We start from the raw sequence: 25,408 nt of genomic DNA, 5'->3' as shown, positions 1-25,408 counted from the left end.
GGTTTCCGTCCGCAAGCCGTCCGTACAGCGAGGAGTTGGCCATGAGCACGGGTAATGCGACCGGTGGCACGGAGCACGACCGCCCGTACGTGATCGTCGGGGCGTCCCTGGCCGGCGCCAAGGCGGCGGAGGCGCTGCGCGGGGCGGGCTACGCCGGCCCGCTGGTACTGATCGGCGAGGAGCACGAGCGTCCGTACGAGCGGCCGCCGCTCTCCAAGGGGTACCTCATCGGGAAGACGGCCCGGGAGCGGATCTACGTCCACCCGCCGCAGTGGTACGCCGAGCACGACGTGACGCTGCGCACGGGCACGGCGGTCGCCGCGATCGACCCGGCCCGGCACACCGTCACGCTCGCCGACGACGGGGAGATCGCGTACGAGAAGCTGCTGCTGACCACCGGTTCGTCGCCGCGCCGGCTCCCGGTTCCGGGAGAGGACCTCGACGGGGTCCGCTACCTGCGCCGGGTCGGGGACAGCGACCGGATCCGGCAGGACATCGCGTCCGGCGCCCGGGTCGTGGTGATCGGGGCCGGCTGGATCGGACTGGAGACGGCGGCCGCCGCCCGCGAGGGCGGCTGCGAGGTGACCGTCCTGGAGGCGGCCGAGCTGCCGCTGCTACGGGTCCTCGGCCGTGAGGTGGCGCAGGTCTTCGCCGATCTGCACCGTGCCCACGGGGTGGACCTGCGCTTCGGGGTCTCGGTCGAGGAGATCACCGGCGAGGGCGGCGTCACCGGGGTCCGGTTGGCGGACGGTACGACGGTGCCCGCCGACGTCGTCATCGTCGGCATCGGCATCACGCCCAACACCGCGCTCGCCGAGGCCGCCGGGCTGGTGATCGACAACGGTGTCCGCACCGACGAGCGGCTGCGGACCTCGGATCCCGACATCTTCGCGGCCGGTGACGTCGCCAACGCGTTCCACCCGCTGCTGCGGCGCCACATCCGGGTCGAGCACTGGGCGAACGCGCTGAACCAGCCGCAGACCGCCGCCCGCGCGATGCTCGGTGAGGACGTGGTGTACGAGCGGGTGCCGTACTTCTTCACCGACCAGTACGAGCTCGGCATGGAGTACACCGGCTACGTCGAGCCCGGGGGGTACGACCGGGTGGTGTTCCGGGGCGACGTGGCCGACCGGGAGTTCATCGCCTTCTGGCTCTCGTCCGGCCGCGTCGTGGCCGGGATGAACGTGAACGTCTGGGAGGTGACCGACGCGATCCGCGAACTGGTGCGCTCAGGACGGACGGTGGACCCGGCGGCGCTGGCCGACCCGGCCGTCCCGCTCGGCGGGCTGTAGTCGAGGGCCCGGGCCGGCCGGCACCACGGCCGGCCCGGGGGCGGGACCGCTCCCGGAGGAAGGAGGTCAGAACAGCGGCAGCCTGCGCACGAACACGTCGGTCACCCCGTTGGTGTCGCCGGGCACCAGCGTGCCGTCCTCGGCCTGGAACAGCACCGTGGTGCCCAGCGCGTCGATCACCGGACCGGTCGCGCCGCTCGGGTTCTGCGTGCCGTCCGGGGCGACGCTGAGCCGCTCGGTGCGGCCGGTCCACAGGTCGTGCCGGTAGACGTCGTCGAGCTGGTTGGTGTCACCGGCGACCAGGTTGCTCGCGTCGGAGGTGAAGTGGACCCAGCGGCCACCCGCCGAGATCACGCCGTCGTAGGAGGAACCGTTGGCCTGGGCGCCGTCGGCACCACCGCTGACCAGCTTGGTCGTGCCGAGCCACAGGTCGCGGACGAAGACGTCCAGCAGCCGGTTGGTGTCACCCGGCACCGTGCCGTCGGCGAACACGGTGAAGACCACGAACCGGCCCTCGGGGCTGAGCGAGGCGCTGGTGACACCGACCGGCCTGCCGTCCGTCGCGAGCGATCCGCCGGTGGTCCGGCCGCTGCGCAGGTCGTGCAGGAAGAACGGGTAGAAGCGGGGCCGGGTCAGCTCGGCACCACCCGCGTGCCGGGCGTCCGCCGTACCCGCGAAGGCGTCCGAGGCATCCGAGGCGTCGGCCGTGTCGGCCTTGGCCGCGGCAACCCCCTCCGCGCCGCCCCCGGTCTCCGGCCCGGTGGCCGGCACCAGGTTGGTGGCCTTGGAGATGAAGCCGACCGTGTGGCCGTCGGCGCTGATCACCGGCCGGGTGGACGCCCGGTCGGCCTGGACGCCGGCCTCGCCGACGCTGACCCGGCGGAGGCCGCCCGTCCAGCGGTCGGAGACGAAGACGTCGGCGACCCCGTTGGTGTCCCCGGGCACCAGGTCCGACCGGCTGGAGCCGAAGGCGACGTAGCGGCCGTCCCAGCTGATCGACGCCATGAAGGAGTCCCGGGCCTCCTGCGCCCCGCCCTGGGCGGGACCGGCGGAGACCCGCTCGGTGCGGCCGGTCCGGCGGTCGTGGACGAAGACGTCCTCGGAGCCGTTGGCGTCCCCCGCGACCAGGTTGCCGGCGCTCGAGGTGAACGCCACGAACCGGCCGTTGCCGCTGATCACGGCATCGTAGGAGTAGCCGACGGCCTGGGCACCTTCGGTGCTCACGTTGACCCGCTCGGTACGGCCGGTCCACAGGTCGCGGACGAACACGTCCGCACTCGCGTTGGTGTCCCCCGGCACCAGGTCGCTCGCGTCCGAGATGAAGACCGCGTACCGGCCTTCGGCGCTGAGCGCGCTGGCGTACGAGCCGCCGTTGGCCTGCCCGCCACCGGGTGCGAGGCTGACCCGTTCGGTCCCGCCCTTCGCCGCCGCACCCTTCGCGGCCGCCGCCGGCGGTACCTGCGGCGCGGCCTGTGCCGGTACCGCCGTCACCCCCAGCAGCACGACCGCCCCCACACAGACGGCGCGGACCGCGGGCCCCCACCCGTTCCGGCGTGCCCCTGTACTCATGTGCCCTCCCCTGGCAGAAATGGACGAACGGCCGTGCGTCCCGGACGCCTCGGCCGAAACAGAGCCAACCCTCAGCGCCCTGGTCAGGTCAACGCCGATCCGGCGGATTGACGACAAGTCACCAAACCCCGACGACCCGACGCCGGCCCGCCCCCGAGGCTCCGCCCCCGACCCCGACGACCCGACGCCGGCCCGCCCCCGAGGCCCCGCCCCGACCCCGACGACCCGTCAACCAGCCGCCCTCGAAAACCCGTCGAACACCACTCGCCCGGGCACCCCACCCGCCCGCCCCACCCGTCGCCACCCTCGCCCGCTCCCCCGCACTCCCCGGAGCCCGGCTCGCGCATCCGCCCAGGACACCCGTACGGTCCGACCCGGACGCGGACGACCCGCCCCCGCCGGCCCGGCCGGACGGCCGTTCAGGTGCTCGAACGGCCCGGACCGACCGTGTTGACCCGTCAGTAGCGCCCTCCTATGCTCGACCGCGTTCGCGACCCGGCCGGCCCGGGCCGGGGGCGTCCGGGTGACGCCCGCCCGGGACCGTCGCCCGCTCGAAGGGGCCCGCCATCACCACCTCCAGCACTCCCCCCGGACCCGCGGCCGGGACCGAGGCCGCCCCCGATCCCGCGCCCCTGCCGCCCGCACCCGGCCCCTCCCCCTCCCGCCCCCCGGTCGCCCGACGGCGTTTCCTCAGCTACCTGCTCGCCGCCCCCACCCTCACCGTCGCCGTACGAGCGGCCGAGGCGACCGAGGCTGCCGCCGCCCCGGCACCCGCCGGCACCGCCAGCACCGCAGCAACCGCCGCAGCCCCGACCGCCACCGCGCCCGCCGAGGCCCCACCCCAACTCCTGGGCCTGCCCGGCATCCCGGACGTGGTCGACCTCGGCGACGCGCTGATCCTGGCCGGCCTGCCGACCGCCCACCTCCTCGTGCTGGAGGTCACCCCGGCCGGCCGCGCCGTGCTGCACCTGCCCCGGACCGAGGTCGGCCAGGGCCTGACCACCGCCGTGGCGATGATGGTCGCCGACGAGCTGGACGCCCGCCTCGGCGACGTCGACGTCCCGCTCTCCGACGGCCGCCCGGACCTGCTGTTCAACCAGCTCACCGCCGCCTCCAACTCGGTGCGCTCGCTGTACGACCCGGTGCGCGCCGCGGCCGCCGCCGCCCGGGCCCGGCTGGTCACCGCCGCGGCGAGGCGCTGGGGCCTGCCCGCCGACACCCTGCGCACCGCCGACTCCGCGGTGCTCGCCCCGGACGGCCGCCGGGCCGGCTACGGCGAACTCGCGGCCGCGGCCGCCGATGTGACGGTCCCCGCGGTGCCCACCACACCCCGGAGCGCCGGGCAGCAGCGCCTGGTCGGCCGGCCCACCGGCCGGATCGACGCCCGCGACATCGTCACCGGGCGCGCCCGGTACGCCGGTGACCTGGCCGTGCCCGGCGCGGTGCCCACCGTGGTCGCCCGCCCGACGACCATCAACGGCACCCTCGCCTCGGTGGACGACTCCGCCGCCCGCGCGATGCCGGGGGTGCTGGGCATCGTCCGGATCCCGACCGGGGTGGCGGTGCTCGCCGAGACCTTCGACCAGGCGTTGAAGGCCCGCGACGCGCTCCGGCTCTCCTGGCGGCCCGGCCCGGTCGCGGCCCTCTCCGACGCCGACATCCGGGAACGGCTGCGCGCCACCCACCTCCCGTTCCTGGTACCGCCGTTGCTCACCCTGCACGTGGACGGCGAGTTCGACTTCGCCTTCGTCAACCACGCGCCGATGGAGGTGCTGACCGCGGTCGCCGACGTCCGCGCCGACCGCGCCGAGCTCTGGTTCGCCGCGCAGGCCCCGATCGTCGCGCAGCAGACCATCGCCGCCGAACTGGGCCTGCCGCAGGACGCGGTCACCGTCCACGTGGTGCGCGGCGGAGGCTCGTTCGGCCGCCGGCTGTTCTTCGACGCCGCGCTGGAGGCGGCCCGGGTCTCCCGGGCGGCCGGCCGGCCGGTCAAGCTGATGTGGACCCGCAACGACGACATGCGGCACGGCCGGCTCCGGCCCGCCAGCCACCACCGGGTCCGCGCGACCCACGCCCTCGGGCAGGTGCTCACCTACGAGCACCGGGTGGCCACCGTCGCCACCGACCTGCGGCACGGTCTCGGCGAGGCGCTGACCGGCGCCGGCTTCGACCTGGACGCGGCCGGTCTCAGCCTGGCCCAGGGCTTCTTCCTGCTCAGCGAGAAGAATCCGTACGAGCTGGGCGTGGTGACCCAGCTGCTCTCCGAACTGCCGCTGGAGATGCACACCGGTAGCTGGCGCTCGGTCTACTCGGGCACGGTCCGGGTCGCCGACGAGATCATGATGGACGAGATCGCCCGCCGCCTCGGCCAGGACCCGGTGGCCTTCCGCCGCGCCCGGCTGCGCGGGGCCCGCTCCCGGGCCGTGCTGGACAAGGCCGCCCAGGCCGGGCGCTGGGGCCGGTCGATGCCCGCCGGGCACGCGCAGGGCTTCGGCTTCCACGACGAGCACGGCTCCTGCGCGGCCTACCTGGTCGAGTTGGACGCCACCGATCCGCGGCGGCCCCGGGCGACCCGGGCGGTGATCGCCGCGGACGTCGGCCGGGCGGTCAACCCCCATGGGCTGGAGGCCCAGTTGACGGGGGCGCTGATCGACGGCATCTCGGTGGTCCTGCAGGCGGGCAACCACATCGACCACGGCGCGGTCCGCGAGGGCAGCTTCGCCGACTTCCGCTACGCCCGGCAGCGGCACAGCCCGCCCGAGGTGGAGATCCACCTGCTGCCGCCGAGCGGATCCCCGGGCGGCGCGGGCGAGTTGGGCGTGCCCGCCGCCTGCGCCGCGGTCGCCAACGCCTACGCCCGGGCCACCGGCACCAGCCCCCGCTCGTTCCCGATCGACTTCTGAAGGGGCGCCGAACCATGCCCAGCCACACCTTCGTCCTCAACGGGCGGCCGGTCACCGTCGAGGCGCCGGACGACATGCCGCTGCTCTGGGTGCTGCGCGACAGGCTCGGCGTCACCGGCCCCAAGTACGGCTGCGGGGTGGGCGTCTGCCGCGCCTGCACCAGCCATCTGGACGGCGAGGAGTTCCAGCCCTGCACCGTGGCCGTCAAGGACTGCGCCGGCCGTCGGGTCACCACCATCGAGGGCCTCGCGGACGGCGAGGTGCTGCATCCGGTGCAGGAGGCGTGGCTGGAGTGCGACGTCGCGCAGTGCGGCTTCTGCCAGCCGGGCCAGATCATGACGGCGGTCGCGCTGCTGCGCCGCAACCCCTCCCCGACGGACGCGGACATCGACCGGATCGAGAACGTCTGCCGCTGCGGCACCTACCCGCGCATCCGCGAGGCGATCAAGCGGGCGGCCGCCCTGGGCCCGATCACCTAAGCCCCCGGCCCCGGCCTGACCCGGCCTCGATCCGACCCGGCCCGGCCCGACCCTAGGCACAATGGTCCAGACCATCTAGGGTGAGGAGGCACCACATGTGCCTACCCCAGGGGTGGATGATGATCAGTCGCCGATCGCTGCTGGCCCTCGCCGGGCTCAGCACCTCGGCCCTCGCCCTGCCGACGGCCTCCGCGTGGGCCGCGCCCGCAGCGCCTCCGGCCGCGCCGCCCGCCACCCCGGCGGCGCCCCCGGCCGCACCCGCCGGACCCTCCGCACCGGCCGGAGCCGGCACCGAATCCGGCGTCCCGCGGCCGTCCGGCGGACTCCCGGCCCCCACCGTCCGGCGGCCGGTCGGCACCACCGCGCTGCACCTGGTCGACCGGGACCGCGAGGACCCCTTCGCCCCGACCCCCCGGCCGCGCGAACTGATGGTCCAGCTCTGGTACCCGGCGCTCCCCGCGCCCGGCCGCCCCCTCGCGCCGTACACCTCGCCCGGGGTCGCCGCCACCATCGAGGCCGACCTGTCGCTGAACCCGGGCACCCTGGCCGCCGTCCGCCCGCACGCCCGGCTCGACGCGCCCGCCCTCCCGGGCCGGCTGCCGCTGCTGCTGCTCGGCCACGGCCGCGGGGGCCACCGCAGCGACTGCACCGCGCTGGCCGAGGAGCTCGCCGCGCACGGCTACCTGGTCGCGGCGATCGACCACACCTACGACGCCGGCGCGGTGGAGTTCCCGGACGGTCGGCTGGTGCTCGGCGCACTGCCGCAGACCCCGGACGACTGGGACGCGCAGGAGCGCAAGGAGATCGCCGTCCGGGTCGGTGACCTGCGGTTCGTCGCCACCGAGCTGACCGGCCGCCGGCTCGCCGCCCCGGGCCGCGGCGGCCTGCCCTGCCCGGACCCCGGGCGGATCGGCGTGCTCGGCCACTCGATGGGCGGCGCGGCGGCGGCCGAGGCGATCCGCCAGGACCGCCGTTTCGCCGCCGGGCTCGACCTGGACGGCGGCCTCTTCGGCTCGCCGGTCGCGCAGGAGGGCCTGGACCGGCCGTTCCTGCTGCTCACCTCGCTGGAGGACCACGCGACCTGGCAGCAGTGGCGCGAGCACCAGCGCGCCTGGGGCCGGCAGCTGCGACTCGGCGGCGCCGGTCACCTCACCTTCACCGACGTGCCGCACTTCGCCGGGCCGGGCGGGGTCGCCGGGGTCTGGCCGCCCGAGCTGTACGCGGAACTGCTCGGCACCGTCGCCGCCGAGCGCTCCACCGAGCTGGTCAGGGTGTACGTCCGGGCGTTCTTCGACCGCTTCCTGAGGGGCCATCGCTCCCCGCTGCTGGACGGACCCGCCCAGCGCTACCCGGAGATCGCCTTCCGCTGGAGCCGCGACTGACCGGTCCGCCGCAGCCGGGCTCACCGCCCGAGGTGGCCCACCGCAGCGAGCCGCACCACACCGGGCCTCAGCGCCAGCCGGGGTCGCGCCCGAAGAACGCCGCCAGCCGGTCGTAGACGGGCGCGTCCCCGGCCACCGCCACCTCCGGGCCGAAGCGGTGGCCGTCCGCCTCGGTGCCCCGGAACTCCGGGCGCAGCGCGCCCTTCCCCCAGGCCAGCGAGGCCTGCGCGGCGTCGAGGTCCAGCCCGGTCGTGGACTGGCCGGTCGCCCGGGCCAGGTCCCAGCCGTGCACGGCGAACTCGGCCACCTGCTGGTCCAGCAGGAAGCCCCGGGGTGGTGTGGCTCCGGAGCCGCTCTCGTACTCCGCGGTCAGGTCGTCGTTCTCCCGCCAGGCCGCGACCAGGTCCTCGGCGCCGGCCTCGAAGACGTGCAGCCAGTCCGCGTCCACCCGGTCGACGGGGTCCTCCCAGTCCGGCCGTCCGCCCTCGGCGGTGACGGTGAACTGCCTCAGGTCGTGGACCAGGTGACCGAGGAGTTCGCCCACGGTCCACGAGCGGCAGGGCGTGGCGTGCCCGTGCTGCTCCTCGCCCACGCCGTCGATCAGCCCGGCGGTCTGCGCGAGGACGCTGGCGAGCCGGCCGATCGGATCGGCCGCGCCCCCGGCCGCGTCGTCGTTCCCGGCGGCGTCGTGGTTCCCGGCCGTGCCGCCGTTCCCGGCCGTGTCATCGTTTCCGGCCACGTCGTCGTTCCCGGTCATGCGGTGTCTCCCTCGGGTGGGCGGGCGCGCGCTCAGTAGCGGTGGGTCGCGACGGTCTCGACCACCCAGCCGTGGGGGTCGTGGGCGAGGTCGGCCCGGCCGGCCCAGATCTCCTTGAGGCGGCCCAGGAAGTCCTCGGCCTGCATCACGGTGTCGAACTCCAGGTCGACGGCCACGAACTGGGACGGCCCCGGAGCCCGGTGGATGCGGTACCCGCGCACGCCGGAGCGCTCGCGGTGCAGCGGGTCGGCGTCGAACAGCCGCTTCCAGATGTGGTAGTCGGTCAGCACGTGCTCGATCCGCAAGGTGGCCATCCGCCGTCTCCCTCTGCTCGCTCCGCCCGGTCCCCGGGGTCGTTCCCGGCACCCCCGCCGATGATGACCCGCGGGCGTGCGCCGAGCGCGGACCGGCGCGCAGCCCCGCCCGGATGGCGGTTCACCACCCGGGTGGGGCCGCGCCCCCGAAGGGCCCGCCGGTCTCAGACCGCGAACCCGCCGTCCACCGCGATCGCGGCACCGGTGATGTAGCGGCCCTCCGGGCCCACCAGGTGGGCGACGGTGCCGGCCACGTCCGCCGGGGTGCCGAACGAGCCCAGCGCGGTGAAGCCCGCCTGGAACTCGGCGCTCGGCCCGTCGGCCGGGTTCATGTCGGTGTCGGTCGGACCGGGGTGCACCAGGTTGGCGGTGATGCCGCGCGACCCGAGCTCCCGCGCCAGCGCCTTGGTGAGCCCGGCCAGGGCCGCCTTGCTGGTCGCGTACACCGAGCCGCCGGGGAAGGCGACCCGCTCGGCCATGCAGCTGCCGATGGTGACGATCCGTCCACCCTCGCCCAGGTGCGCGAGAGCGGCCTTGGAGGCCAGCAGCGGCCCCCGGACGTTGACGTCCAGCACCCGGTCGATGTCGGCCTCGTCGATCTCCTCGATCGGGCCGACCACGCCGACGCCCGCGTTGTTCACCAGGATGTCGAGTCGGCCGAACCGCGTCGCCACCGCGTCCACGGCCTCCCGGATCGCCCGGGGGTCGGCGCTGTCGGCCCGTACGGCCCAGGCGCGGCGGCCCATTCCCTCGATCTCGGCCGCGACCGCCTCGGCACGCTCGGCGCTGTCCCGGTAGGTGAGCGCCACGTCGGCGCCCTCCTCGGCCAGCCGCAGCGCGACCGCCTCGCCGATCCCCCGGCTGCCGCCGGTCACCAGCGCCGCCTTGCCCGCCAGCCGTGCGGCCACCATGGTCGTGCTCATCGCCATCTCCCCCGACCTCGCTGTCGTGTTCTCGGACATGACTCGATCATCGGGTGCCGGCGATCACGGGTCCGGCGGTATTCGGACGTCGCGTTCAACGTTCAACTATCGGCCCGGGCGCCGACGCCCGACGCGTCCCGGTAGTACGGGGCCACGGCGGGCCGGCCCGTCCGGTCGGGGCCGGCCGCGGGATCCGCCCCGAGGTGGTCGAACGGCAGCCGCACCTCGCGCCCGCCCTCCAGCGTCAGCAGATGGCGCCGCGCCCGGTACGAGAACCCGGCCACTGACGCCGCTCAGCCCGCGCTCGCGGTTCATGGTGTTGTCGGCGGCGACGGGGGAACCGGTCGACTCGTGGTCACCGATCAGCTTCGGCACCCCGCGAGCCCACTGACGCGGACACCGGGGCGACCCCGCCCGGTCATGGGCCGAAAGCCGCACACAGGCCCGGGCACCGGGCCCACGCGCCGGAGCCGGCCGCCCCTCGGAGGGGTGGCCGGCCGTGGTCCGACCAGGGGTCAGAGGTCCAGCACCTGGTCCGGGAAGATCAGGTCCGGGTCGCCGCCGATGGTCTTGACGTTCTTCGCGTACAGGCTCCGCACGTCGGTGCCGAACGTGACCGCGATCTCGCTCAGGGTGTCGCCGCTCTTGACGGTGTAGGTGCCGGTGGGGGCGCCGTTCCTCGGGGAGTTGACCGGGGCCGCCGGGGTCGGCGTCCGCGCCGATCGCGTGGCGTCGCTGGAGCTCCGGTCAGGCGTCGGGGCAGCGGCCGGCTTCTGGGCCGGCCCGGCCTGCGCGGGCTTGGACTTGGGAGCGGGCTGGGACTTGGGGGCGGGCTTGGGCGGCTGCGGCTTCGGAGCCTGGACCTTGGGCGCGGCCGGCTTGGCCTCGGTGGCGGCGTCGACCTGGGCCGGCGCGCCGCCCCTGGTCAGACCGGCCTTCCTGGAGCAGACCGGCCAGGCACCGGGACCCTGCGAGGCGAGCACCTTCTCGGCGACGGCGATCTGCTGCGCCCTGCTGGCCTGGTTCGCCTGCGGCGCGTACGCGGTGCCGCCGTACGCCCGCCAGGTACTGGCGGTGAACTGCAGACCGCCGTAGAAGCCGTTGCCGGTGTTGATCGACCAGTTGCCACCGCTCTCGCACCGGGCGACGGCGTCCCAGGTCGAGGCGGAGGCGGCCGAGGCCGAGGGGGCCGAGACGAGGCCGGCCACCGGCAGCGCCACGACGGCGGCGCCGGCCACGACGGCCACGCGGACTCGGTTGCGCTTGGTGGTGGCCTTGGAGGAGGTGGTGGCGGTGGTCTCGTGACCGGAAGTCATGAACATCCTCTCGACAAGCCCCGGGCAGGCATGCGGAACCAGGCCCCGGTGGGGCCACGTTTCGCTCACCTCACTCGACGGGCGGCCGGGCACGTGTCCGACGTGCCGTGCCGCCCCGGCGTCCCCCGCTCGCCGCCGGCCCGGTCCGAGCTCGGCCGGTCGGCGGGCACGGCCCTCGCACCGGGGGTCAGCCGGCGGGCCGTGCATCGGGGTGAACCCGGGTGGTGCTCGTTGCACCGCCCAAGAAGCTACGGGCGGTTGCGGTCAGTCATCAAGCGATTCCCTGACGGCGCAGGTCAGCCGACTGTTACCGGCGGTAACGATCAAGAAATCGCGCCGGGAATGTCATCCTTTGAGAGGATTATCGTGATCGAGAAGGCCGCCAATGCGCCCCCGATCACACCAATGCCCCGGCAAAGCCGCCCGCGAGCTCCACCCGAAGCGATCGTCATATAACGATCCGTCACCGCACCAAGCGGAGTTCCCGATTCCGCCACCTGTCTTGGTGGCACCAGCCACAGCCGTCACCCATCACGGCCAGATCAGTCGCACAGCGTAATAACCCACCAACCCGTACCCGGCGCAGTAGGTCAGCCGCCGCGCCTTCGGCGAGAGGCGCGCGCCCATCGACACCCCCACCACCGCCAGGAACTGCTGCCACGTCAGCGAGGCCACGCACACCCCGGCCACGAACGCGGCCCCCGCCGCCACGCCACCCGGGCCGCCCCCTCCCGTCACCAGCGCGGCGAAGTACAGCGCCGTCGTCGGGTTGACCATCGTCAGGCCCGTGAACCGCAGGAACGTCCCCGCGACGCCCCGCCCCGGGCCCCCGCCGACCCCCTCTCCCGACCCTCCGTCAGCCCCGGTGCCGGCCCCGCCGGGTACCGCCGCCGACACCTCCGCGGACACCGGCCGCCGCAGCCCCAGCAGTCCGCGCACCGCCACCACCGCCAGCAGGAGCGCCGCGACCGCCCGCGTCCACGGCTCCCACCCGGCGAGCGCCTCCGACAGCCGCGCCCCCAGCACCGTCGCCAGCGCCGCGTACAAGGTGTCGACGAAGGCGACCGCGCACGCCGCGCTCACCGCCGCGCGCCACCCCCGGCGCCCCTCCTCCACCACCAGCACCCCGACCGCGCCCAGCGGCACGGCCACTCCCAGGCCCGCGGCGCCACCCGCCGCGGCCGCCCCCACCAGGGCCTCCACCTCGAACGTCATGTCGGCCACCGTGCCCCGCGGGCCCGGAAACCCGCTGCCCGATTCCGGCGTCCGCCGCGATAATCACGGCATGGACGACCTCGACAGGGAGATCCTCGGTGAGCTGCGCGCGGATGCGCGGATCTCCTACCGGGATCTCGGCGCCCGGGTGGGCCTGAGCGCCAACGCCGCCGCCGACCGGGTACGCCGGCTGGTGCGCACCGGGGTGATCCGCGGCTTCACCGCACTGATCGACCCGGCCGCGGACGTCACCCGTCCGGGCCTGACCGTCTTCATCGACGTCCGGCTGCGGCCCGAGACCGACAGCGACGCCTTCGAGACGACGGCCCTGCGGCTGCCCGGGATCACCGAGGCCGCGCACGTCACCGGCGAGTACGACTACCTGCTGCGCGCCCGCGCGAGCGACGCCGCCGCCCTGGACCAGCTGCTGCGCCGGCTCAAGCACGACGCCGGCGTGGCGCACTCCAACACCCGGATCGCCCTGCGGCTCGCCTCCCGCTGAGCCACCCGCCCGGCCCTGCGACCGCTCAGCCACCCGCCCGGCCCGACGATCAACCGGCCGCCCGTCAGCCGGCCCGACGGGTCAGCCCGTCACCCCGTCCAGCCCCGCGTCCCGGGCGAGGAGCGCCGCCTGCACCCGGTTCTCGCAGCCCAGCTTCGCCAGGATCCGGCTGACGTAGGTCTTCACGGTCGCCTCGCTCATGTGGATCCGGGCCCCGGCGTCCGCGTTCGACAGTCCCTCACCCAGCAGGGCCAGCACCTCCAGCTCGCGCGCGGTGAGCACCTCCAGCCGGCGCCGGGCGGCCGCACCCCGGCCGGCGGCCGCGGCGCCCCTGCCGCCGGCCAGGCTGTCCACGATATGCCGGGTCGCGGCCGGCGACAGGAAGGCGTTGCCGGTGGCCGCCGCGCGGACCGCCTGGATCAGCTCGCCGGGGGCGGTGTCCTTGAGCAGGAAGCCGGCGCCGCCCTCCGTCACCGCGCGCAGCACGTTGTCCCGCTCCCCGAAGGTGGTGAGGATCAGCGCACGCGCGCCGGGCGCCACCCGGGGCAGCTCGCCCAGCGCGGTCAGTCCGTCCATCACCGGCATCTGGATGTCCAGCAGGACCACGTCCACCCGGTGGGCGCGGGCCAGTTCCAGGGCCTCCCGGCCGTCGGCGGCCTCCGCGACCACGTCGATGTCGTCGGCGGAGGACAGGATCATCCTGATCCCGGCCCGGATGAGCGGCTCGTCGTCGGCGACGAGGACTCGGATCACTGCTGGTCATCCCCTCGATAGGTGGGCGCGGGTGCCGGTCGGGCGGCACCGCGTCACATCCTCACATCTTCACGAGGTAGTGCTGCTTCTCGACCAGGACGCCGTCCTTGAAGCAGAACCGCGCCGCGTTGTCCTGGCCCCAGCTCTCGGCCGTCTCCCCGGACAGGAACCAGACGCACGACGACCCCGCCGGCGGGGTCGGGCCGGCCTTCTCCAGGTCCCTGGTGAAGAAGGAGTTGCCGGCCGGGAGTCTGCGCCGCACCTGCGCCTCCGGTTCGCCGACGGCGATCGAGTCGTACACCGACTTCTCCACCGTGGCGTCGGTGGTGGTGCGCACCAGCGCCACCACCCCCCACACCAGCAGGCCGAGCACGGTGAACAGCACGATCAGCCCGCCCACCGCGCAGCCGACCGCGGGACTGATCCGGCGTCCGCGGGCCGCACGCGCCCCGGTGTCGGCGGCCGTACGGTCCCACACCCCGAAGCCGGGCTCCTCGGACCGCACCGGCGTCGCGACGCCGCCCGCCAACGCGCCACCGCCCGATGCCGCGCCACCGACCACCAACGCGCCACCTCCGTACGCCGGCTCACCATCACCGTCACCGTCACCGTCGCCGTCCCCCGCCGCGGCGCCGTCGGGCGAGCCGCCGTACGGCAGCACCGCGGCGAGCCGGAAGCCCGTGTCCGGGGTGGGGCCGGCGTGCACCATGCCGCCGACCAGCCGGGCGCGTTCACGCAGTCCGGTCAGGCCCTGCCCGCCGCTGACCACCACCCGGGTGCCCGCGCCGCCGTCCGTACCGCCGCCGTCCGCGCCCGCGCCGACCGGCACCGGGGCGGGCGCGTTGGCGACCTCCACCACCAGCGCGTCCGGCTCGTAGCGCAGGGCCACCGTGATCGGCGCGCCGGGGGCGTGCTTGTGGGCGTTGGTGAGCGCCTCCTGCACGATCCGGTACGCCGCGTGGTCGACGGCCGCGGTCATCGGACGGCGCTCGCCGTCCTGGCCCAGGGTGACGGCCGTCCCGGCGGCGCGCGAGGACGCGACCAGCCGCTCGATGCCGTTCACCCCGCCGACCGCCACGCCGGCGGCGCCGGTGCCGGGGACGGCCGGGGCGCCGGCGCCCGGCGCGGAGGCCGTGGACTCGTCGTGCAGCACCCCGACCACCTCGCGCAGTTCCCGCATCGCGGCGACCGCCGCCAGCCGCAGCACCCCGACCGCTTCCCGCTGCCGGTCGGTCAGCGTGCGGTCCACCTCCAGGGCGCCGGAGTGCACGGAGATCAGGGCGAGCTGGTGGCCGAGGCTGTCGTGCATGTCCTGGGCGATCCGGTGACGCTCGCGCAGCCGCGCCTGGTGGGCGATCATGGCGCGTTCGCGCAGCAGTTGCACGTTGCGCTCGCGCAGCGCGTCCAGCAGGGCCCGGCGCTGGGCCCGGTAGCGGCCCCACAGCGCGGGCAGCACGGCGAGCAGCAGGAAACTGCCCAGCGAGAGGCCCAGCAGCAGCTTCGACGGCACCGCACCGGCGTCCTTCACCAGCCCGATCACCGTCATCAGGGCGAACGCCCCGGTGAAGGAGCAGACCAGGGTGACCACCCTGGTGACCCTGGCGCCGGCCGACCAGCCGGCGCAGACCAGCAGCAGGAGCGGTCCGCCCGCCCCGCCGGAGCCTGCGGCGGTGAGCACCAGCACGGTGGCGGGCAGGCCGCGGCGCAGCAGGAACAGCAGGGCGACCGCCGGGCCCACGACGGCGGCCAGGCCGGACCTGCTGACCACCTCGAACAGGGCCGCGAGTGCGCCCAGCAGCAGGGCGCCGCCGATCTCGGCCACCAGCCGCCGGGGCCGCCAGGGCCCGGGCAGCGCCTTCCGTACCGCCTTCGCCCCGGCCCGGCGCACCGCCGCCGGCCGGATCCCCGCAATCGCATTCACCCGGTGAGGCTAACGGCCGCGGTGGGCGGGCCACCGTCACCGTTCGTCGCGGCCGCCCTCGACGAAAGTCGCGCCCGCGCCGCGCTACCCGGCCGCCCGGGCCGCCGCCGGTGTCGCGTCGTACGCGGTGAGCAGCAGCGCCACGTCGTCGATCCGGTGCGTGGAGACCTCGTGCAGCAGCCGTTCGGCGAGGCGGTCCAGGTCCTGTCCGACGACGTCCTCGTGGGCGAGGGCGGTGCGCAGCCGGTCGACGCCCTGGTCGATCTCCAGGGCCGGGTCCTCGACCAGCCCGTCGGTGTACAGCGCGAGCACCGAACCCGCCTCCAGGCGCAGGTCGTTGAGCGGGTACTCGGCGCGGTGGTCGACGCCGAGCAGCGGGCCGCCCGCCACGTACAGCGCCTCGGTGCGGCCGTCGGGGTGGCGCAGCAGCGGCGGGAGGTGGCCGGCCCGGGCGATCACGGCGGTGCCGTCGCCCGGGGTGAGCCGGATCAGGCAGCAGCTGGCGAGCAGGCCGGGGTCGAGGTCGAGCAGCAGCTGGTTGGTGCGGGAGAGGACCTCGTCGGGCGGGTGGCCGCCGGTGGTGAAGGCCCGGACGGCGCTGCGCAGCTGGCCCATGGTGGCGGCGGCGCCGACGCTGTGGCCCTCGACGTCGCCGATGATCAGGCTGAGGTCGCGGCCGGTGACGATGGCGTCGTACCAGTCGCCGCCGATCTCCATGCCCTGGGTGCCGGGGAGGTAGCGGGCGGCGACCCGGATGCCGTCGGTCTGCGGCAGCCGGTGCGGCAGCAGGGCCTGCTGGAGGCCGCGGGCGAGGGCGAACTCGGCGTCGTAGAGGCGGGCGCGCTCCAGCGCCTGGGCGATGAAGCCGCCGAGGGCGGTGAGCAGGCCACGCTCCTCCAGGCTGAACGGGCGGGGCTCGTCGAAGCCGATGATGCAGCTGCCGACGGGGTGGCCGGAGGCGATCAGCGGCAGGAAGGCCCAGGAGCCCATCTCGTCCAGCGCGATGCCGGGGTAGGCGGCGGCGAGGTCGTGCGCCGACTCGAAGAAGATCGGGGTGCCGGTGCTGAGCGCCTCGACGCCGGGCAGCCGGGCGGCCATCGGGGTGCCCTCGAAGCGGTCCAGGAAGCCGTCGGGGTAGCCGGTCTGGGAGACCAGGTGGAGCCGCTTGTCGCGGACGGTGTAGATGGCGAGTTCCTGTCCGCCGAAGGCCGGCAGGATCTGGTCGCCGACCGCCTGGCAGACCTCGCGCACGCTGACCGCCTCGGTGAGCGCGCTGGCGAGCTGGAGCAGGTGGTACATGCCGCCGACGCCGGTGCGGCCGACGGGCTGCGGTTCCACCGGGTGCTCGGGGCGGCCGGGGGGCGGCTCGGCGGCGACGACGCGGCCGGTCACGCCGTGGGCGTCGGGGTAGAGCGAGAAGGCGAGCCAGGCGTCCGGGGTGCGGGCGGCGAGGAAGGCGGTGGGCTGCTGGGAGAGCATCGCGGCCCGGTAGCGGTTCTCGTAGATCGGGTCGCCGAGCCAGGGCAGCACGTCCCAGGGGTGGTGGCCGACCAGGTCCTCGCGGCGGGCGTGCAGCAGGACCTCGACGCTGTGGTTGGCGTAGGTGATCCGGCCGTCCGGGTCGAGCGAGAACACGCCGTCGAGCAGCCGTTCGACGGCGGCCGCGGCGGCGGTGCCGGTCCGGGTGTCCAGCACGGCGCCGACCAGGTGGGCGCGCCCGTCCGGGCCGCCGCCCTCGGGGACCCGCCCCCACAGCTCCACCGGGTACGGGTGGCCGTCCCGGTCCAGCACCCGCACCTGGGCGGCCAGCACCTGCCCGCGCTGGAGCGCGTCGCGGGCGGCGGCCCGGAAGCCGGGCAGGTCGCCGGGGGCGATCCGGGTGGACAGGCTGGCGGCGCGGCCGTCGAAGCCGGCCGGGTCGATGCCGAAGATCTCGCAGAACTGGTCGTCCACGGAGAGCGCCCCGGTGGCGAGGTTCCAGTCGAAGAGGCCGACCCGGGTGGTCGGCTCGACGGACGGCGCGAGCTCCACCACCGGCACGTCCCCGACCACCTCGACCGGGTGCCCGTCCGACTCCAGCGCGGCCAGCCCGGCGGCCAGCCGGTCCGCGACGATGCGCAGCTGCCGCTGCGCGCCCTCCGGCACGCCGTCGTCCGAGGCCGGCCAGAGCACCGAGATCACGCCGAAGGTCTGCTCGCCCGCGCGGACCGGCACGTAGGCGGAGGCGAAGTCGTACGGCATGCCGACCGCGAGCTGCGGGAAGCGCCGCATGGTGTCCTCGGTGTCGGAGATCGCGATCGTCCGCCCGGTGCGGTAGCTGACCGCGATCGGCAGCGGCCCCGCGGCGGCGACCCGACGGAACGCGCTGATGATCGACAGCGGCACCCCGGCGAGGGTGCTGAGGACCAGCGAACGGCGGTCCCGCGAGCGCAGGTACACCATGCCGCCGTACGCATCGCTGGTGCTCAGGGCCCGCCGGACCGCGGTCGCGAGCAGGGTCTCCCGCTCGTGCGCGGCCCGGGCGTCGGCATCGTGCGTGGCCCGGGCGTCGGCATCGTCGGGGGCGGGGCGGGGCGGGTCCGACCGCTCCGCCCGGGTACCGCCGGTCAGAGGCGGTCCGTCCTGGTCCGCCGGCACACCCTGGCGCATCCTCTCTTGCTACGCCGGGGTCAGGACCCTGTCAAGGCGAACGTCCCCCGCTTGCGTCCCGCCGCCGCCGGGGCACCATGACTGCATGCCCACCACCGTGGTCAACCTCAAGGGCCACCGGGACGACCCGTCCTACGCGGACGTGGTCTACGTCGGCCGGCCGATGCACCGCGGCGGCTGGCACCTGGAGGGCTCACCGCTCCACTGTCCCTTCCGGCCGGGCCCCGACCTCACCCGCGAGGAGATGCTGGCCCGCTACCGCGCGTACCTCCTCGCCCGCCCCGAGCTGCTCGCCCTCGTCCCCGCCCTCCGCGGCCACCGCCTCGGCTGCTGGTGCGTCCCCCTCCCCTGCCACGCCCAGGTCCTCGCCACCCTCGCCGACGAGGGCCCGCCGCCCTGACCCCCGGCCCGCGGCCGGGCCGAGTCGGTAGGTGCGGACCCGGGCGGCGCGGGCGGTGGGGGTGGCTCGGATATCCTCCGTGGACAGTGCGGTGGGCCGGTGCGGCCGCTGCCACGGGGGAAGTGAGCAGTGGTCATGGGGTCGGAGCGGGCCGGGGGCGAGGTGTCGCCCGAGGAGTCGGGGGCCTCCTGGGAGTGGGACGGGCCGACGGCGGACGGCCCGTCCGACGGGGTGGCCGGCGACGTGGTGAGCGGGGCCGGGGAGCGGTCGTCCTTCGGCCGGCGGCGGCTGCTGCTGGCCGGCGGCGGGGCACTGCTCGCGGGCGCGGCGGCCTGGGCCTTCGGGCGCCCGGACGCGGACGGCCCCGCGCCGGTGCCACGGCCGCTGCCCACCCGGCTGAGCGGCCCGGCGCCGGTCTGGACGTACCGGGGCGGTGCCCCGATGTCCGTCGAACGGCTGACCTCCCGCCCGGTGCTGCCCGTCTACCCGTCGCGCGACGAGCTGCTGACCCTGGACCCGGCCACCGGGACACCCCGGCGCCGCATGGAGGTCCCGGCCGAACGGGGCGGCTCCGGCAGCCCCTACGAGCAGCTGGTGATCGGCCCGGACCGGCTCTTCACCACTTCCAACGGCCATGTCGACAGCCGTCACCTGACCGAGCCCGCCGCCGACTGGAGCCTGCCCCTGCCGGAGGAGCTCGGCGAGCGGGGCATCTGGCTGCAGGGCTGCGACGCCACCACCCTCTACGGCTTCACCGTGGTCGACGCCGGACGGATGTTCGCCCTGGACACCCAGGAGCGGAAGCTGCGCTGGGTCCTCCCGGCCGACGACGCCCTGCAACTGCTGCCACCCGCCGCGGCCCTGCCCGACGGCCGGGTCGTCGCCCGCACCATGACCGGGGGCACGGTCCGGCTGACGCTGCTCGACCGCGCCGGCAACCGGGTCTGGTCGGTGCCCGCCGACGAACAGCTGAAATGGCACGTGCCGGGCCCCGAACACCTCCACGTCCCCGAGGGCCCCTCCGGCCTGCGGGCGGTGCGCGGCTCCGACGGCACCACGGCCTGGCGGCTGGCCCCACGCCCGCCGGAGGAGTGGCGCTGCCTGCCGCCGCTGGCCGACGGCCCCCGGGTGTACGTCCCCCGGGACAACGGCCTGGTCACCGCACACGCCGCCGACACCGGCGCGGAGCTGTGGTCCCACCGCTTCCCCTTCCGTCTCGACTCCCGCAGCCGGCTGCTGCTCGGCGGCTCCCTCCTGCTCGTCCCGGGCCCGGCCGCGGAGGGGGTGTGCGCCCTCGACGCCGCCACCGGCGCCGAGCGGTGGACCTTCCGCGACTCCGCCCCCGGGGTCGGTGTCTGGACCCTCTCGTCGGGGCCGGAGCACCTCTACGCCGGCCACGACGACACCCTCCACGCCCTGCCCCTCAGCTGACCCCCGCCCACCGGAGCCGCCGTGCGCGCCCAGCCCATCACCCCCGAACGCCTGGTCCGGCACCTCGCCGACCGGATCACCGGACTGCCGGCCGAGGAGGACCGCCGACTGCGGGTGGCCGTGGACGGCGCGCCCGCCACCCGGCCCGGGGAGCTGGCGGACGCGCTGGCCAAGGAGCTGCGCACCCGCGGCCGGGCCGTCCTGCGGGTGCCGGCGACGGGCTTCCTGCGGCCGGCCTCCGTACGGCTGGAGTACGGCAAGCGGGACGCCGACGCCTTCCACGACCTCTGGCTGGACGACGGCGCCCTGCTCCGGGAGGTGCTGGACCCACTGGAGCCCGGCGGCAGCGCCCGGGTGCTGCCCTCGCTGCGGGACCCGGTGACCGACCGGTCGACCCGCGCGCCCTACCGGGAGCTGCCGCCCGGGGGCGTGCTGCTGCTGGACGGGACGCTGCTGCTCGGCCGGTGGCTGCCGTTCGAGTTCACCGTGCACCTGGCGATGACCCCGGCCGCGCTGGCCCGCCGCACCCCGGAGGAGGAGCGGTGGACGCTGCCCGCCTTCGCCCGCTACGAGGCCGAGACCGGGCCCGCCGAGCTCGCCGACCTCACCGTCCGGGTCGACGACCCCCGCCACCCGGCGCTGGTCGAGCGCCCCTGACCGTCGCGGCCGCGGGCGCCGGGCCGCGCTGGCAGTACGGGCACCAGAACGCGACCCGGTCCTGCGGCGGTGTCCCGTGCGAGGCCGTCAGCACCTGTGTGCCGCAGCGCGGGCAGGGCCGGCCGGCCCGGCCGTAGACCCAGTTCCGGCGCCCGGGCCGGGTGTCGCCGGTGGTGACGTGGCCGGGGCGCAGCTTGTTGGCGTCCAGCAGCTGCCGGGCGCGCTCGACCAGGCGGTCGGGCCGGGAGACCTCGCCGACCGGCGTCCAGGGGGTGACCCCGGCGAGGAAGCAGAGCTCGTTGGCGTACACGTTGCCGACGCCGGCCAGGTTGCGCTGGTCGAGCAGGGCCTCCGCGACCGGGCGCACGGGGTGGGCGAGGAGTCGCCGGACGGCCTCGGCCGGATCCCAGTCGGGGCCGAGCAGGTCCGGGCCGAGGTGGCCGACGGCGCGCTCCTCGTCGGCCGTGCGCAGCAGTTCGACGACGGGCAGGCGGTACCCGACGGCGGTGCCCCGGTCGGTGCCGAGTACGGCCCGGATCTGCCAGGCGGGCCCGCCGGCCCAGCGTTCGCCGGGCCGGTAGAGCTCCCAGCGGCCGTCCATCCGCAGGTGGGTGTGGAGGGTGAGGCCGCCTTCGAGCCGGGTGAGCAGGTGCTTGCCGCGCGGGGTGACGTCCAGCACCCGCCGGCCGGTGAGGGCGGCGGTGGCGTGGGCGGGCACCCGCAGGTCGGCGCTGGTCAGCACCTGACCGGCGAGGACGTCGTGCAGCCGGGCGGCCGCACGGTAGACGGAGTCACCTTCTGGCATGACTCCATCCTGCCCCGCCGAACCGCCCCGACGCCGCCGGACGGGTACTCCCGGCCGCCGGGTGGGTGCGCCGTCGCAGGTCGGGCACGCGGTCGCAGGTCGGGCACGCGGTCGCGGGCCGGGTGCTCAGTCGCCGGCGGGCGGCTGCTCCCGGACCACGACGACCGGGCACGGGGCGTGCTCGGTCAGGTGGCGGCTGACCGAGCCGAGCAGGGCGCCGGAGAACCCGCCGCGGCCCCGGCTGCCGGTGACCACCAGGTCCGCCCCCTTGGCGGCCTCCAGCAGGATCTGGGTGGCGTTGCCCGGCATCACGGCCTCGGTCACCCGGACGTCGGGCTCGGCCCCGACCACCCTCGTCACGGTGTCGGAGAGCGTCCGGCCCGCGAGCTCCTCCGGGTTGTAACCCTCGACGGGCGGCACGCTGAGCCCGGACCAGCCGTAGAAGGCCGGGTACTCCCAGGCGCAGATCGCGTTCACCGTGCCGCCGACCGCCCGCGCGTACGCGACGGCCCAGCGCAGGGCATGCTCGGAGGCGGGCGAGCCGTCGACGCCGACCACGATCCTCCCCGCGCGGGTGCCCGCGCCGCCCGCGCCCGTCTCGGTCCCCGTACCCAGGCCGTTGCCCATGCCACCGCTCCTCACCGCGACCGAACCGCGTCACGAAATCCATCCCTTGCACCCCAAACATAGATCGAACCGGACATAAGGCCACCGGATGCCGCGCCGGGCCGGGCCGCCGGAGGCCCACACATCGCACGGCACGTCACGCGGCACCTCGCGCGACACCCGGATCAACCACCGGAAGCGGCGGTGCAATCCCGGAAATGTCCACTCGAAAGGGTGATTCGAGGACGGCCCCCGGACATGGTTCTGACGGGTGCGCGGGCTCCATCGCCCACGCACCCGTCAGGGTCTCGGAGGATTCCCGGCGTCAGCCCCGGTAGGCCGCCCAGGAGTCCGACATCCTGGTCACCTGACCCGCGGTGAACTGGGTCATGCAGGAGTCGTAGGTGTAGTCCATGAAGTTGTGGATGGGGTCGACGCCGGTGCTGGTGCAGGTGTCCCGGCCGGCCGGGCACTGGTACGCGGCGCTCTTCTCGGCGGGGGTGTCGGCGACGTAGTCGCCCTTGCCGCTGCAGCCGCCCTGGAAGGTGTGGTAGAGCCCGAGCCAGTGGCCGACCTCGTGGGTGGCGGTGTCGCCCTCGTTGTAGTTGGCGGCCGAGCCGCCGGGGATCGAGCTGTCGAGGATGACCACCCCGTCGTCGGTCGGGTTCGACCGGTAGGAGCTGGGGAAGGTCGCCCAGCCGAGCAGCGACTGGCCCAGCTTGGCGGTGTAGATGTTGAGCGCGTTGGCGCCGCCCTTGCGCAGGCTGCTCTTCATCGACCTCTCGGCGGTCGAGCCCGGCGTGACGCCGTTGTACCAGGAGGAGTTGTCCGTGTAGTCGGTGGAGACCAGCTGGAACTGGAACGGGGTGGCGGTGTTGCCCGCGCCCTGGCCGCCGTACGCGGCGTTCAGGACGGACAGCTGCCGGCTGACGTCGGTCGCGGTGAGCTTGCCGGTGCTGCCCGCGTGGACGACGTGGAAGTAGACCGGGACGGTGGTGGCGGCGAGCGTGCCGGTGGCCAGCAGCTGGCTGCCCTCGGGGGACTTCTGCAGCTGGGCGATCCGCGCCTTCAGGTCGACGTCCATGGCCTTGGCCTGGACGTCGCTGACGGCGTTGGGCTCGTGCGCCTCGCTGCCGGCGGGCCTGCGGGCACCCGCGTCGGCACCGTCCCCTCCGACGCACTCGGCGGCGGAGGCGGCCGGTACGGCCTGTGCCGCTGCCGGCGAGGAGAAGGAGGAGGGGGCGGCGAACTGGGTGAGCCCGAGGGCTGCGACGAGGGCTGCGGCGCTGAGGAATCTGCTGGGGACACGCCCGAGGACGTGGGCAGAACGACGCATCTGCGCTCCTGAGGGGGAGTTGTGGGGGGGGTCGGCGGCTGTGAGGGAGCCGCCGAGCCGAGGCTACGCAGGGCCGCGTGTACGCGTCAGATGTCTTCCAGCCTGAAAGTTCTGACGACAATCCGGACATAACCCGGAAGCCTGCCCGGGTGCCCCCGGTCGGAGTTGCAGCATTTACCGACCCGAGACCTCGCCGGGATGGCCGTGAGATGTCCGAAAGTTGACACTCCGCCCGCGCCGAGGCCGCCCTCCGGGCCCACGGGCCGGAGCTGACGGAACGACACGGACGGCCGGGCACTGGGGCCCGGACCGCCCGCGCCGAGCCTACGACGCCACGAAGACGATCTCCCGCAGGGCACGCGCGGCGGCCCGGTCGAGTACCACGGCCGACGCACACCCGGCCGGCGGCGTCCCCGTCCCGGCCAGCCGGCGGCGCAGTCGCTCCGAGGCCTCGCGGTGCCGGGCGAAGGCGTACGCGGAGACCGCCTGCCCCCGGGCCTGCTGACCCTCCCTCGCCTCGGCGGCGCTGGCGTCCAGCAGCACCAGGTGCACCCGCCGGCCCTGGCGCCGGGCCGTACGGGTCAGCCAGGTCCGCACCCACGGCAGCGAGCCGCAGTCGTGCACCGCGAGCGGGCCGCCCGCCAGGATCGCCCGGCGCAGCCGCCGGTAGTGCTCGAACCGCACCAGCGGGCGGTAGACGAAGTACGGCAGCCAACCGGGCAGCCGCTCCGCGTGCTCCTCCCGGACCTGCTGGGAGTCGATCAGCCGGCCGCGGATGCAGCGCCGCATCAGGGTGCTCTTGCCGCTGCCGGGCAGGCCGGAGACCACCAGCAGGTCGTCGGCCGGGTAGTGCAGCGCGGCGGGGCCGCGACCCTCGGCGCGGTCGGCGCCCGGCCCGGCGCCCCGGCGCAGGTCGTGCAGGCCGCGCGGACGCAGCACCGGCCCGCCGCACGACGCGCCGGAGCGTGCGGGGGCGCGGGAGGCACCGGTGGCGGAGGCCGGGACGCCGGGGGCGGGCTCGTCACGGCGTACGGATCTGGGTTCGGGTACCCGCGACATCGTGAGTTCGACACCCTTCGCCTCGGACACCGGCACTCCCCCTGCTCCTGCGTCTGAAGGAGCGGTCTCCTCCAAGAGACAGCAAAGACTAGTGCTCAGCACGGGTGCCGCCGAGCCCTTTGTCCGCCGCGTCCGCCCACCGGACAGGACGGCGGCCGGCCGGGGACGGTTCCCGGGACCGCCCGCGGGTCGGTCCGTCGGCCGCCCGCGGCTCAGTCCGCCCCGACGCCGGGAAGGCCGGTTCGCACACCGTCCAGCGCGTGCGAGCAGACGCAGTCGCGGGTGTCCGGCAGACTCGCCAGGGCCTTGAAGAGCACCGTGCGCAACCGCTCGACGTGCCGCCCGAAGACCGCCGTGACCTCGGTGTGGGTGACCCCCTCGCCGGCCTCCACGCCCGCGTCGTGGTCGGTGACCAGGTTGAGCGAGGTGTAGCAGAGGCCCAGCTCCCGGGCGAGGACGGCCTCCGGGTGGCCCGTCATGCCGACCGTCGACCAGCCGTTGGCGCAGTACCAGCGCGACTCGGCGCGGGTGGAGAAGCGCGGGCCCTCGATCACGACCAGGGTGCCGCCGTCCACCGGTTCCCAGGCGTGGTCGCGCGCCGCGTCGAGCACGGCGCGGCGCCCGGCCGGGCAGTAGGGGTCGGCCATCGGGACGTGCACGACCTCCGGGAGCGAGCCGTCGGGCAGCGGCCGGCCGTCGTAGTAGGTCTGCGGCCGCCCGCAGGTACGGTCCACGAACTGGTCGGGGACCACCAGCGTGCCCGGCCCGTACTCGGGGCGCAGCCCGCCGACCGCGCAGGGCCCGAGCACCTGGCGCACCCCGAGCGAGCGCAGCGCCCAGAGGTTGGCCCGGTAGTTGATCCGGTGCGGCGGCAACAGGTGGTCGCGGCCGTGGCGGGGCAGGAAGGCGACCCGGCGGCCGGCCGCCTCGCCGACGAGGAGCGAGTCGCTCGGCGGCCCGTACGGCGTGTCGACGCTCACCTCGGTGATCTCGTCGAGCAGCGCGTACAGGCCGGTGCCGCCGATGACGCCCAGCTCCGCCCCGGTCGTGCCGTCCGCCATGGGTGCCCGCCTCTCCTCGCCGTTCGGGCCGCCCGTGCGCGGCCCCGGGGCGGCCGGGCGCCGCCCCCGGCCCACCCT

General features: G+C 75.5%; 23 protein-coding genes. 8 read left to right on the top strand and 15 right to left on the bottom strand.

Annotation, left to right across the window (positions count from 1 at the left end; genetic code table 11):
• Positions 1-41: 41 nt before the first annotated feature.
• On the top strand, positions 42-1,292 hold the full coding sequence (locus tag ACWEQL_RS04785) for an NAD(P)/FAD-dependent oxidoreductase (RefSeq protein ID WP_452148718.1): 1,251 nt from the start codon (positions 42-44) through the stop codon (positions 1,290-1,292).
• Between the two features lie 66 nt (positions 1,293-1,358).
• On the opposite strand, the gene ACWEQL_RS04780 is transcribed toward ACWEQL_RS04785, so the two are convergent.
• Positions 1,359-2,861: a TolB family protein gene (locus ACWEQL_RS04780; RefSeq protein ID WP_452148717.1), complete on the bottom strand. Its 1,503-nt coding sequence runs from the start codon at positions 2,859-2,861 to the stop codon at positions 1,359-1,361.
• A gap of 872 nt (positions 2,862-3,733) precedes the next feature.
• Here ACWEQL_RS04780 and ACWEQL_RS04775 point away from each other — a divergent pair.
• From ACWEQL_RS04775 to ACWEQL_RS04765, 3 genes are all read left to right on the top strand, one after another.
• On the top strand, positions 3,734-5,764 hold the full coding sequence (locus ACWEQL_RS04775; protein WP_452148716.1) for a molybdopterin cofactor-binding domain-containing protein: 2,031 nt from the start codon (positions 3,734-3,736) through the stop codon (positions 5,762-5,764).
• A 14-nt stretch (positions 5,765-5,778) separates the two neighbouring features.
• Complete coding sequence (locus tag ACWEQL_RS04770) at positions 5,779-6,243, top strand: (2Fe-2S)-binding protein (RefSeq protein ID WP_452148715.1); 465 nt, start codon at positions 5,779-5,781, stop codon at positions 6,241-6,243.
• A gap of 116 nt (positions 6,244-6,359) precedes the next feature.
• The gene (locus tag ACWEQL_RS04765) at positions 6,360-7,625 is read left to right on the top strand and encodes an alpha/beta hydrolase (RefSeq protein WP_452148714.1); all 1,266 of its coding nucleotides are present in this window, start codon (positions 6,360-6,362) and stop codon (positions 7,623-7,625) included.
• A 67-nt stretch (positions 7,626-7,692) separates the two neighbouring features.
• On the opposite strand, the gene ACWEQL_RS04760 is transcribed toward ACWEQL_RS04765, so the two are convergent.
• The 6 genes from ACWEQL_RS04760 to ACWEQL_RS04735 all read right to left on the bottom strand — a co-directional run bounded on the left by ACWEQL_RS04760 (position 7,693) and on the right by ACWEQL_RS04735 (position 12,150).
• Positions 7,693-8,382 carry a TIGR03086 family metal-binding protein gene (locus tag ACWEQL_RS04760; RefSeq protein WP_452148713.1) on the bottom strand — a complete coding sequence of 230 codons (690 nt, stop codon included), beginning with the start codon at positions 8,380-8,382 and terminating at the stop codon, positions 7,693-7,695.
• A 32-nt stretch (positions 8,383-8,414) separates the two neighbouring features.
• The gene (locus ACWEQL_RS04755; protein ID WP_452148712.1) at positions 8,415-8,696 is read right to left on the bottom strand and encodes a hypothetical protein; all 282 of its coding nucleotides are present in this window, start codon (positions 8,694-8,696) and stop codon (positions 8,415-8,417) included.
• 164 nt (positions 8,697-8,860) lie between these two features.
• Positions 8,861-9,625: an SDR family NAD(P)-dependent oxidoreductase gene (locus ACWEQL_RS04750; protein ID WP_452148777.1), complete on the bottom strand. Its 765-nt coding sequence runs from the start codon at positions 9,623-9,625 to the stop codon at positions 8,861-8,863.
• A gap of 95 nt (positions 9,626-9,720) precedes the next feature.
• On the bottom strand, positions 9,721-9,903 hold the full coding sequence (locus ACWEQL_RS04745; RefSeq protein ID WP_452148711.1) for a hypothetical protein: 183 nt from the start codon (positions 9,901-9,903) through the stop codon (positions 9,721-9,723).
• Positions 9,904-10,134: 231 nt separating this feature from the next.
• On the bottom strand, positions 10,135-10,935 hold the full coding sequence (locus ACWEQL_RS04740; RefSeq protein ID WP_452148710.1) for a transglycosylase family protein: 801 nt from the start codon (positions 10,933-10,935) through the stop codon (positions 10,135-10,137).
• A gap of 531 nt (positions 10,936-11,466) precedes the next feature.
• A complete protein-coding gene (locus tag ACWEQL_RS04735; RefSeq protein ID WP_452148709.1) occupies positions 11,467-12,150 on the bottom strand; it encodes a LysE family transporter in 684 nt (227 codons plus the stop codon).
• Positions 12,151-12,220: 70 nt separating this feature from the next.
• On the opposite strand from ACWEQL_RS04735, the gene ACWEQL_RS04730 reads away from it, so the two are divergent.
• Positions 12,221-12,652, top strand: coding sequence for an Lrp/AsnC family transcriptional regulator (locus ACWEQL_RS04730; RefSeq protein ID WP_452148708.1), 432 nt, complete (start codon positions 12,221-12,223; stop codon positions 12,650-12,652).
• Positions 12,653-12,733: 81 nt separating this feature from the next.
• Here the strand turns inward: ACWEQL_RS04730 and ACWEQL_RS04725 are convergent, their stop codons facing one another.
• The 3 genes from ACWEQL_RS04725 to ACWEQL_RS04715 all read right to left on the bottom strand — a co-directional run bounded on the left by ACWEQL_RS04725 (position 12,734) and on the right by ACWEQL_RS04715 (position 17,975).
• Positions 12,734-13,405 (bottom strand): response regulator transcription factor, encoded by a 672-nt coding sequence (locus ACWEQL_RS04725; RefSeq protein WP_452148707.1) that lies wholly within the window; start codon positions 13,403-13,405, stop codon positions 12,734-12,736.
• 61 nt (positions 13,406-13,466) lie between these two features.
• Positions 13,467-15,326 carry a sensor histidine kinase gene (locus tag ACWEQL_RS04720; protein WP_452148706.1) on the bottom strand — a complete coding sequence of 620 codons (1,860 nt, stop codon included), beginning with the start codon at positions 15,324-15,326 and terminating at the stop codon, positions 13,467-13,469.
• Between the two features lie 84 nt (positions 15,327-15,410).
• Complete coding sequence (locus ACWEQL_RS04715) at positions 15,411-17,975, bottom strand: SpoIIE family protein phosphatase (protein WP_452148705.1); 2,565 nt, start codon at positions 17,973-17,975, stop codon at positions 15,411-15,413.
• Positions 17,976-18,060: 85 nt separating this feature from the next.
• On the opposite strand from ACWEQL_RS04715, the gene ACWEQL_RS04710 reads away from it, so the two are divergent.
• The 3 genes from ACWEQL_RS04710 to ACWEQL_RS04700 all read left to right on the top strand — a co-directional run bounded on the left by ACWEQL_RS04710 (position 18,061) and on the right by ACWEQL_RS04700 (position 20,463).
• Entirely contained in the window at positions 18,061-18,375 is a 315-nt protein-coding gene (locus tag ACWEQL_RS04710) for a DUF4326 domain-containing protein (RefSeq protein ID WP_452148704.1), read from the top strand.
• Between the two features lie 135 nt (positions 18,376-18,510).
• Positions 18,511-19,806 carry an outer membrane protein assembly factor BamB family protein gene (locus tag ACWEQL_RS04705; RefSeq protein WP_452148703.1) on the top strand — a complete coding sequence of 432 codons (1,296 nt, stop codon included), beginning with the start codon at positions 18,511-18,513 and terminating at the stop codon, positions 19,804-19,806.
• Between the two features lie 21 nt (positions 19,807-19,827).
• Positions 19,828-20,463 (top strand): uridine kinase, encoded by a 636-nt coding sequence (locus tag ACWEQL_RS04700; RefSeq protein ID WP_452148702.1) that lies wholly within the window; start codon positions 19,828-19,830, stop codon positions 20,461-20,463.
• Here the strand turns inward: ACWEQL_RS04700 and ACWEQL_RS04695 are convergent.
• The 5 genes from ACWEQL_RS04695 to ACWEQL_RS04675 all read right to left on the bottom strand — a co-directional run bounded on the left by ACWEQL_RS04695 (position 20,411) and on the right by ACWEQL_RS04675 (position 25,330).
• Complete coding sequence (locus tag ACWEQL_RS04695; RefSeq protein ID WP_452148701.1) at positions 20,411-21,268, bottom strand: DNA-formamidopyrimidine glycosylase family protein; 858 nt, start codon at positions 21,266-21,268, stop codon at positions 20,411-20,413. The two genes, ACWEQL_RS04700 and ACWEQL_RS04695, sit on opposite strands and share 53 nt — an antisense overlap.
• Before the next feature lie 126 nt (positions 21,269-21,394).
• Positions 21,395-21,895 carry a universal stress protein gene (locus tag ACWEQL_RS04690; RefSeq protein ID WP_452148700.1) on the bottom strand — a complete coding sequence of 167 codons (501 nt, stop codon included), beginning with the start codon at positions 21,893-21,895 and terminating at the stop codon, positions 21,395-21,397.
• A 304-nt stretch (positions 21,896-22,199) separates the two neighbouring features.
• Entirely contained in the window at positions 22,200-23,210 is a 1,011-nt protein-coding gene (locus tag ACWEQL_RS04685; RefSeq protein WP_452148699.1) for a zinc metalloprotease, read from the bottom strand.
• A 324-nt stretch (positions 23,211-23,534) separates the two neighbouring features.
• Complete coding sequence (locus ACWEQL_RS04680; RefSeq protein WP_452148698.1) at positions 23,535-24,299, bottom strand: AAA family ATPase; 765 nt, start codon at positions 24,297-24,299, stop codon at positions 23,535-23,537.
• A gap of 182 nt (positions 24,300-24,481) precedes the next feature.
• On the bottom strand, positions 24,482-25,330 hold the full coding sequence (locus tag ACWEQL_RS04675; protein WP_452148697.1) for an S-methyl-5'-thioadenosine phosphorylase: 849 nt from the start codon (positions 25,328-25,330) through the stop codon (positions 24,482-24,484).
• Positions 25,331-25,408 lie beyond the last annotated feature (78 nt).

Source organism: Kitasatospora sp. NPDC004240, from assembly GCF_053603215.1.
The sequence above is the reverse complement of the archived record's forward strand: the minus strand, read 5'-3'. Positions and strand labels throughout refer to the sequence as shown.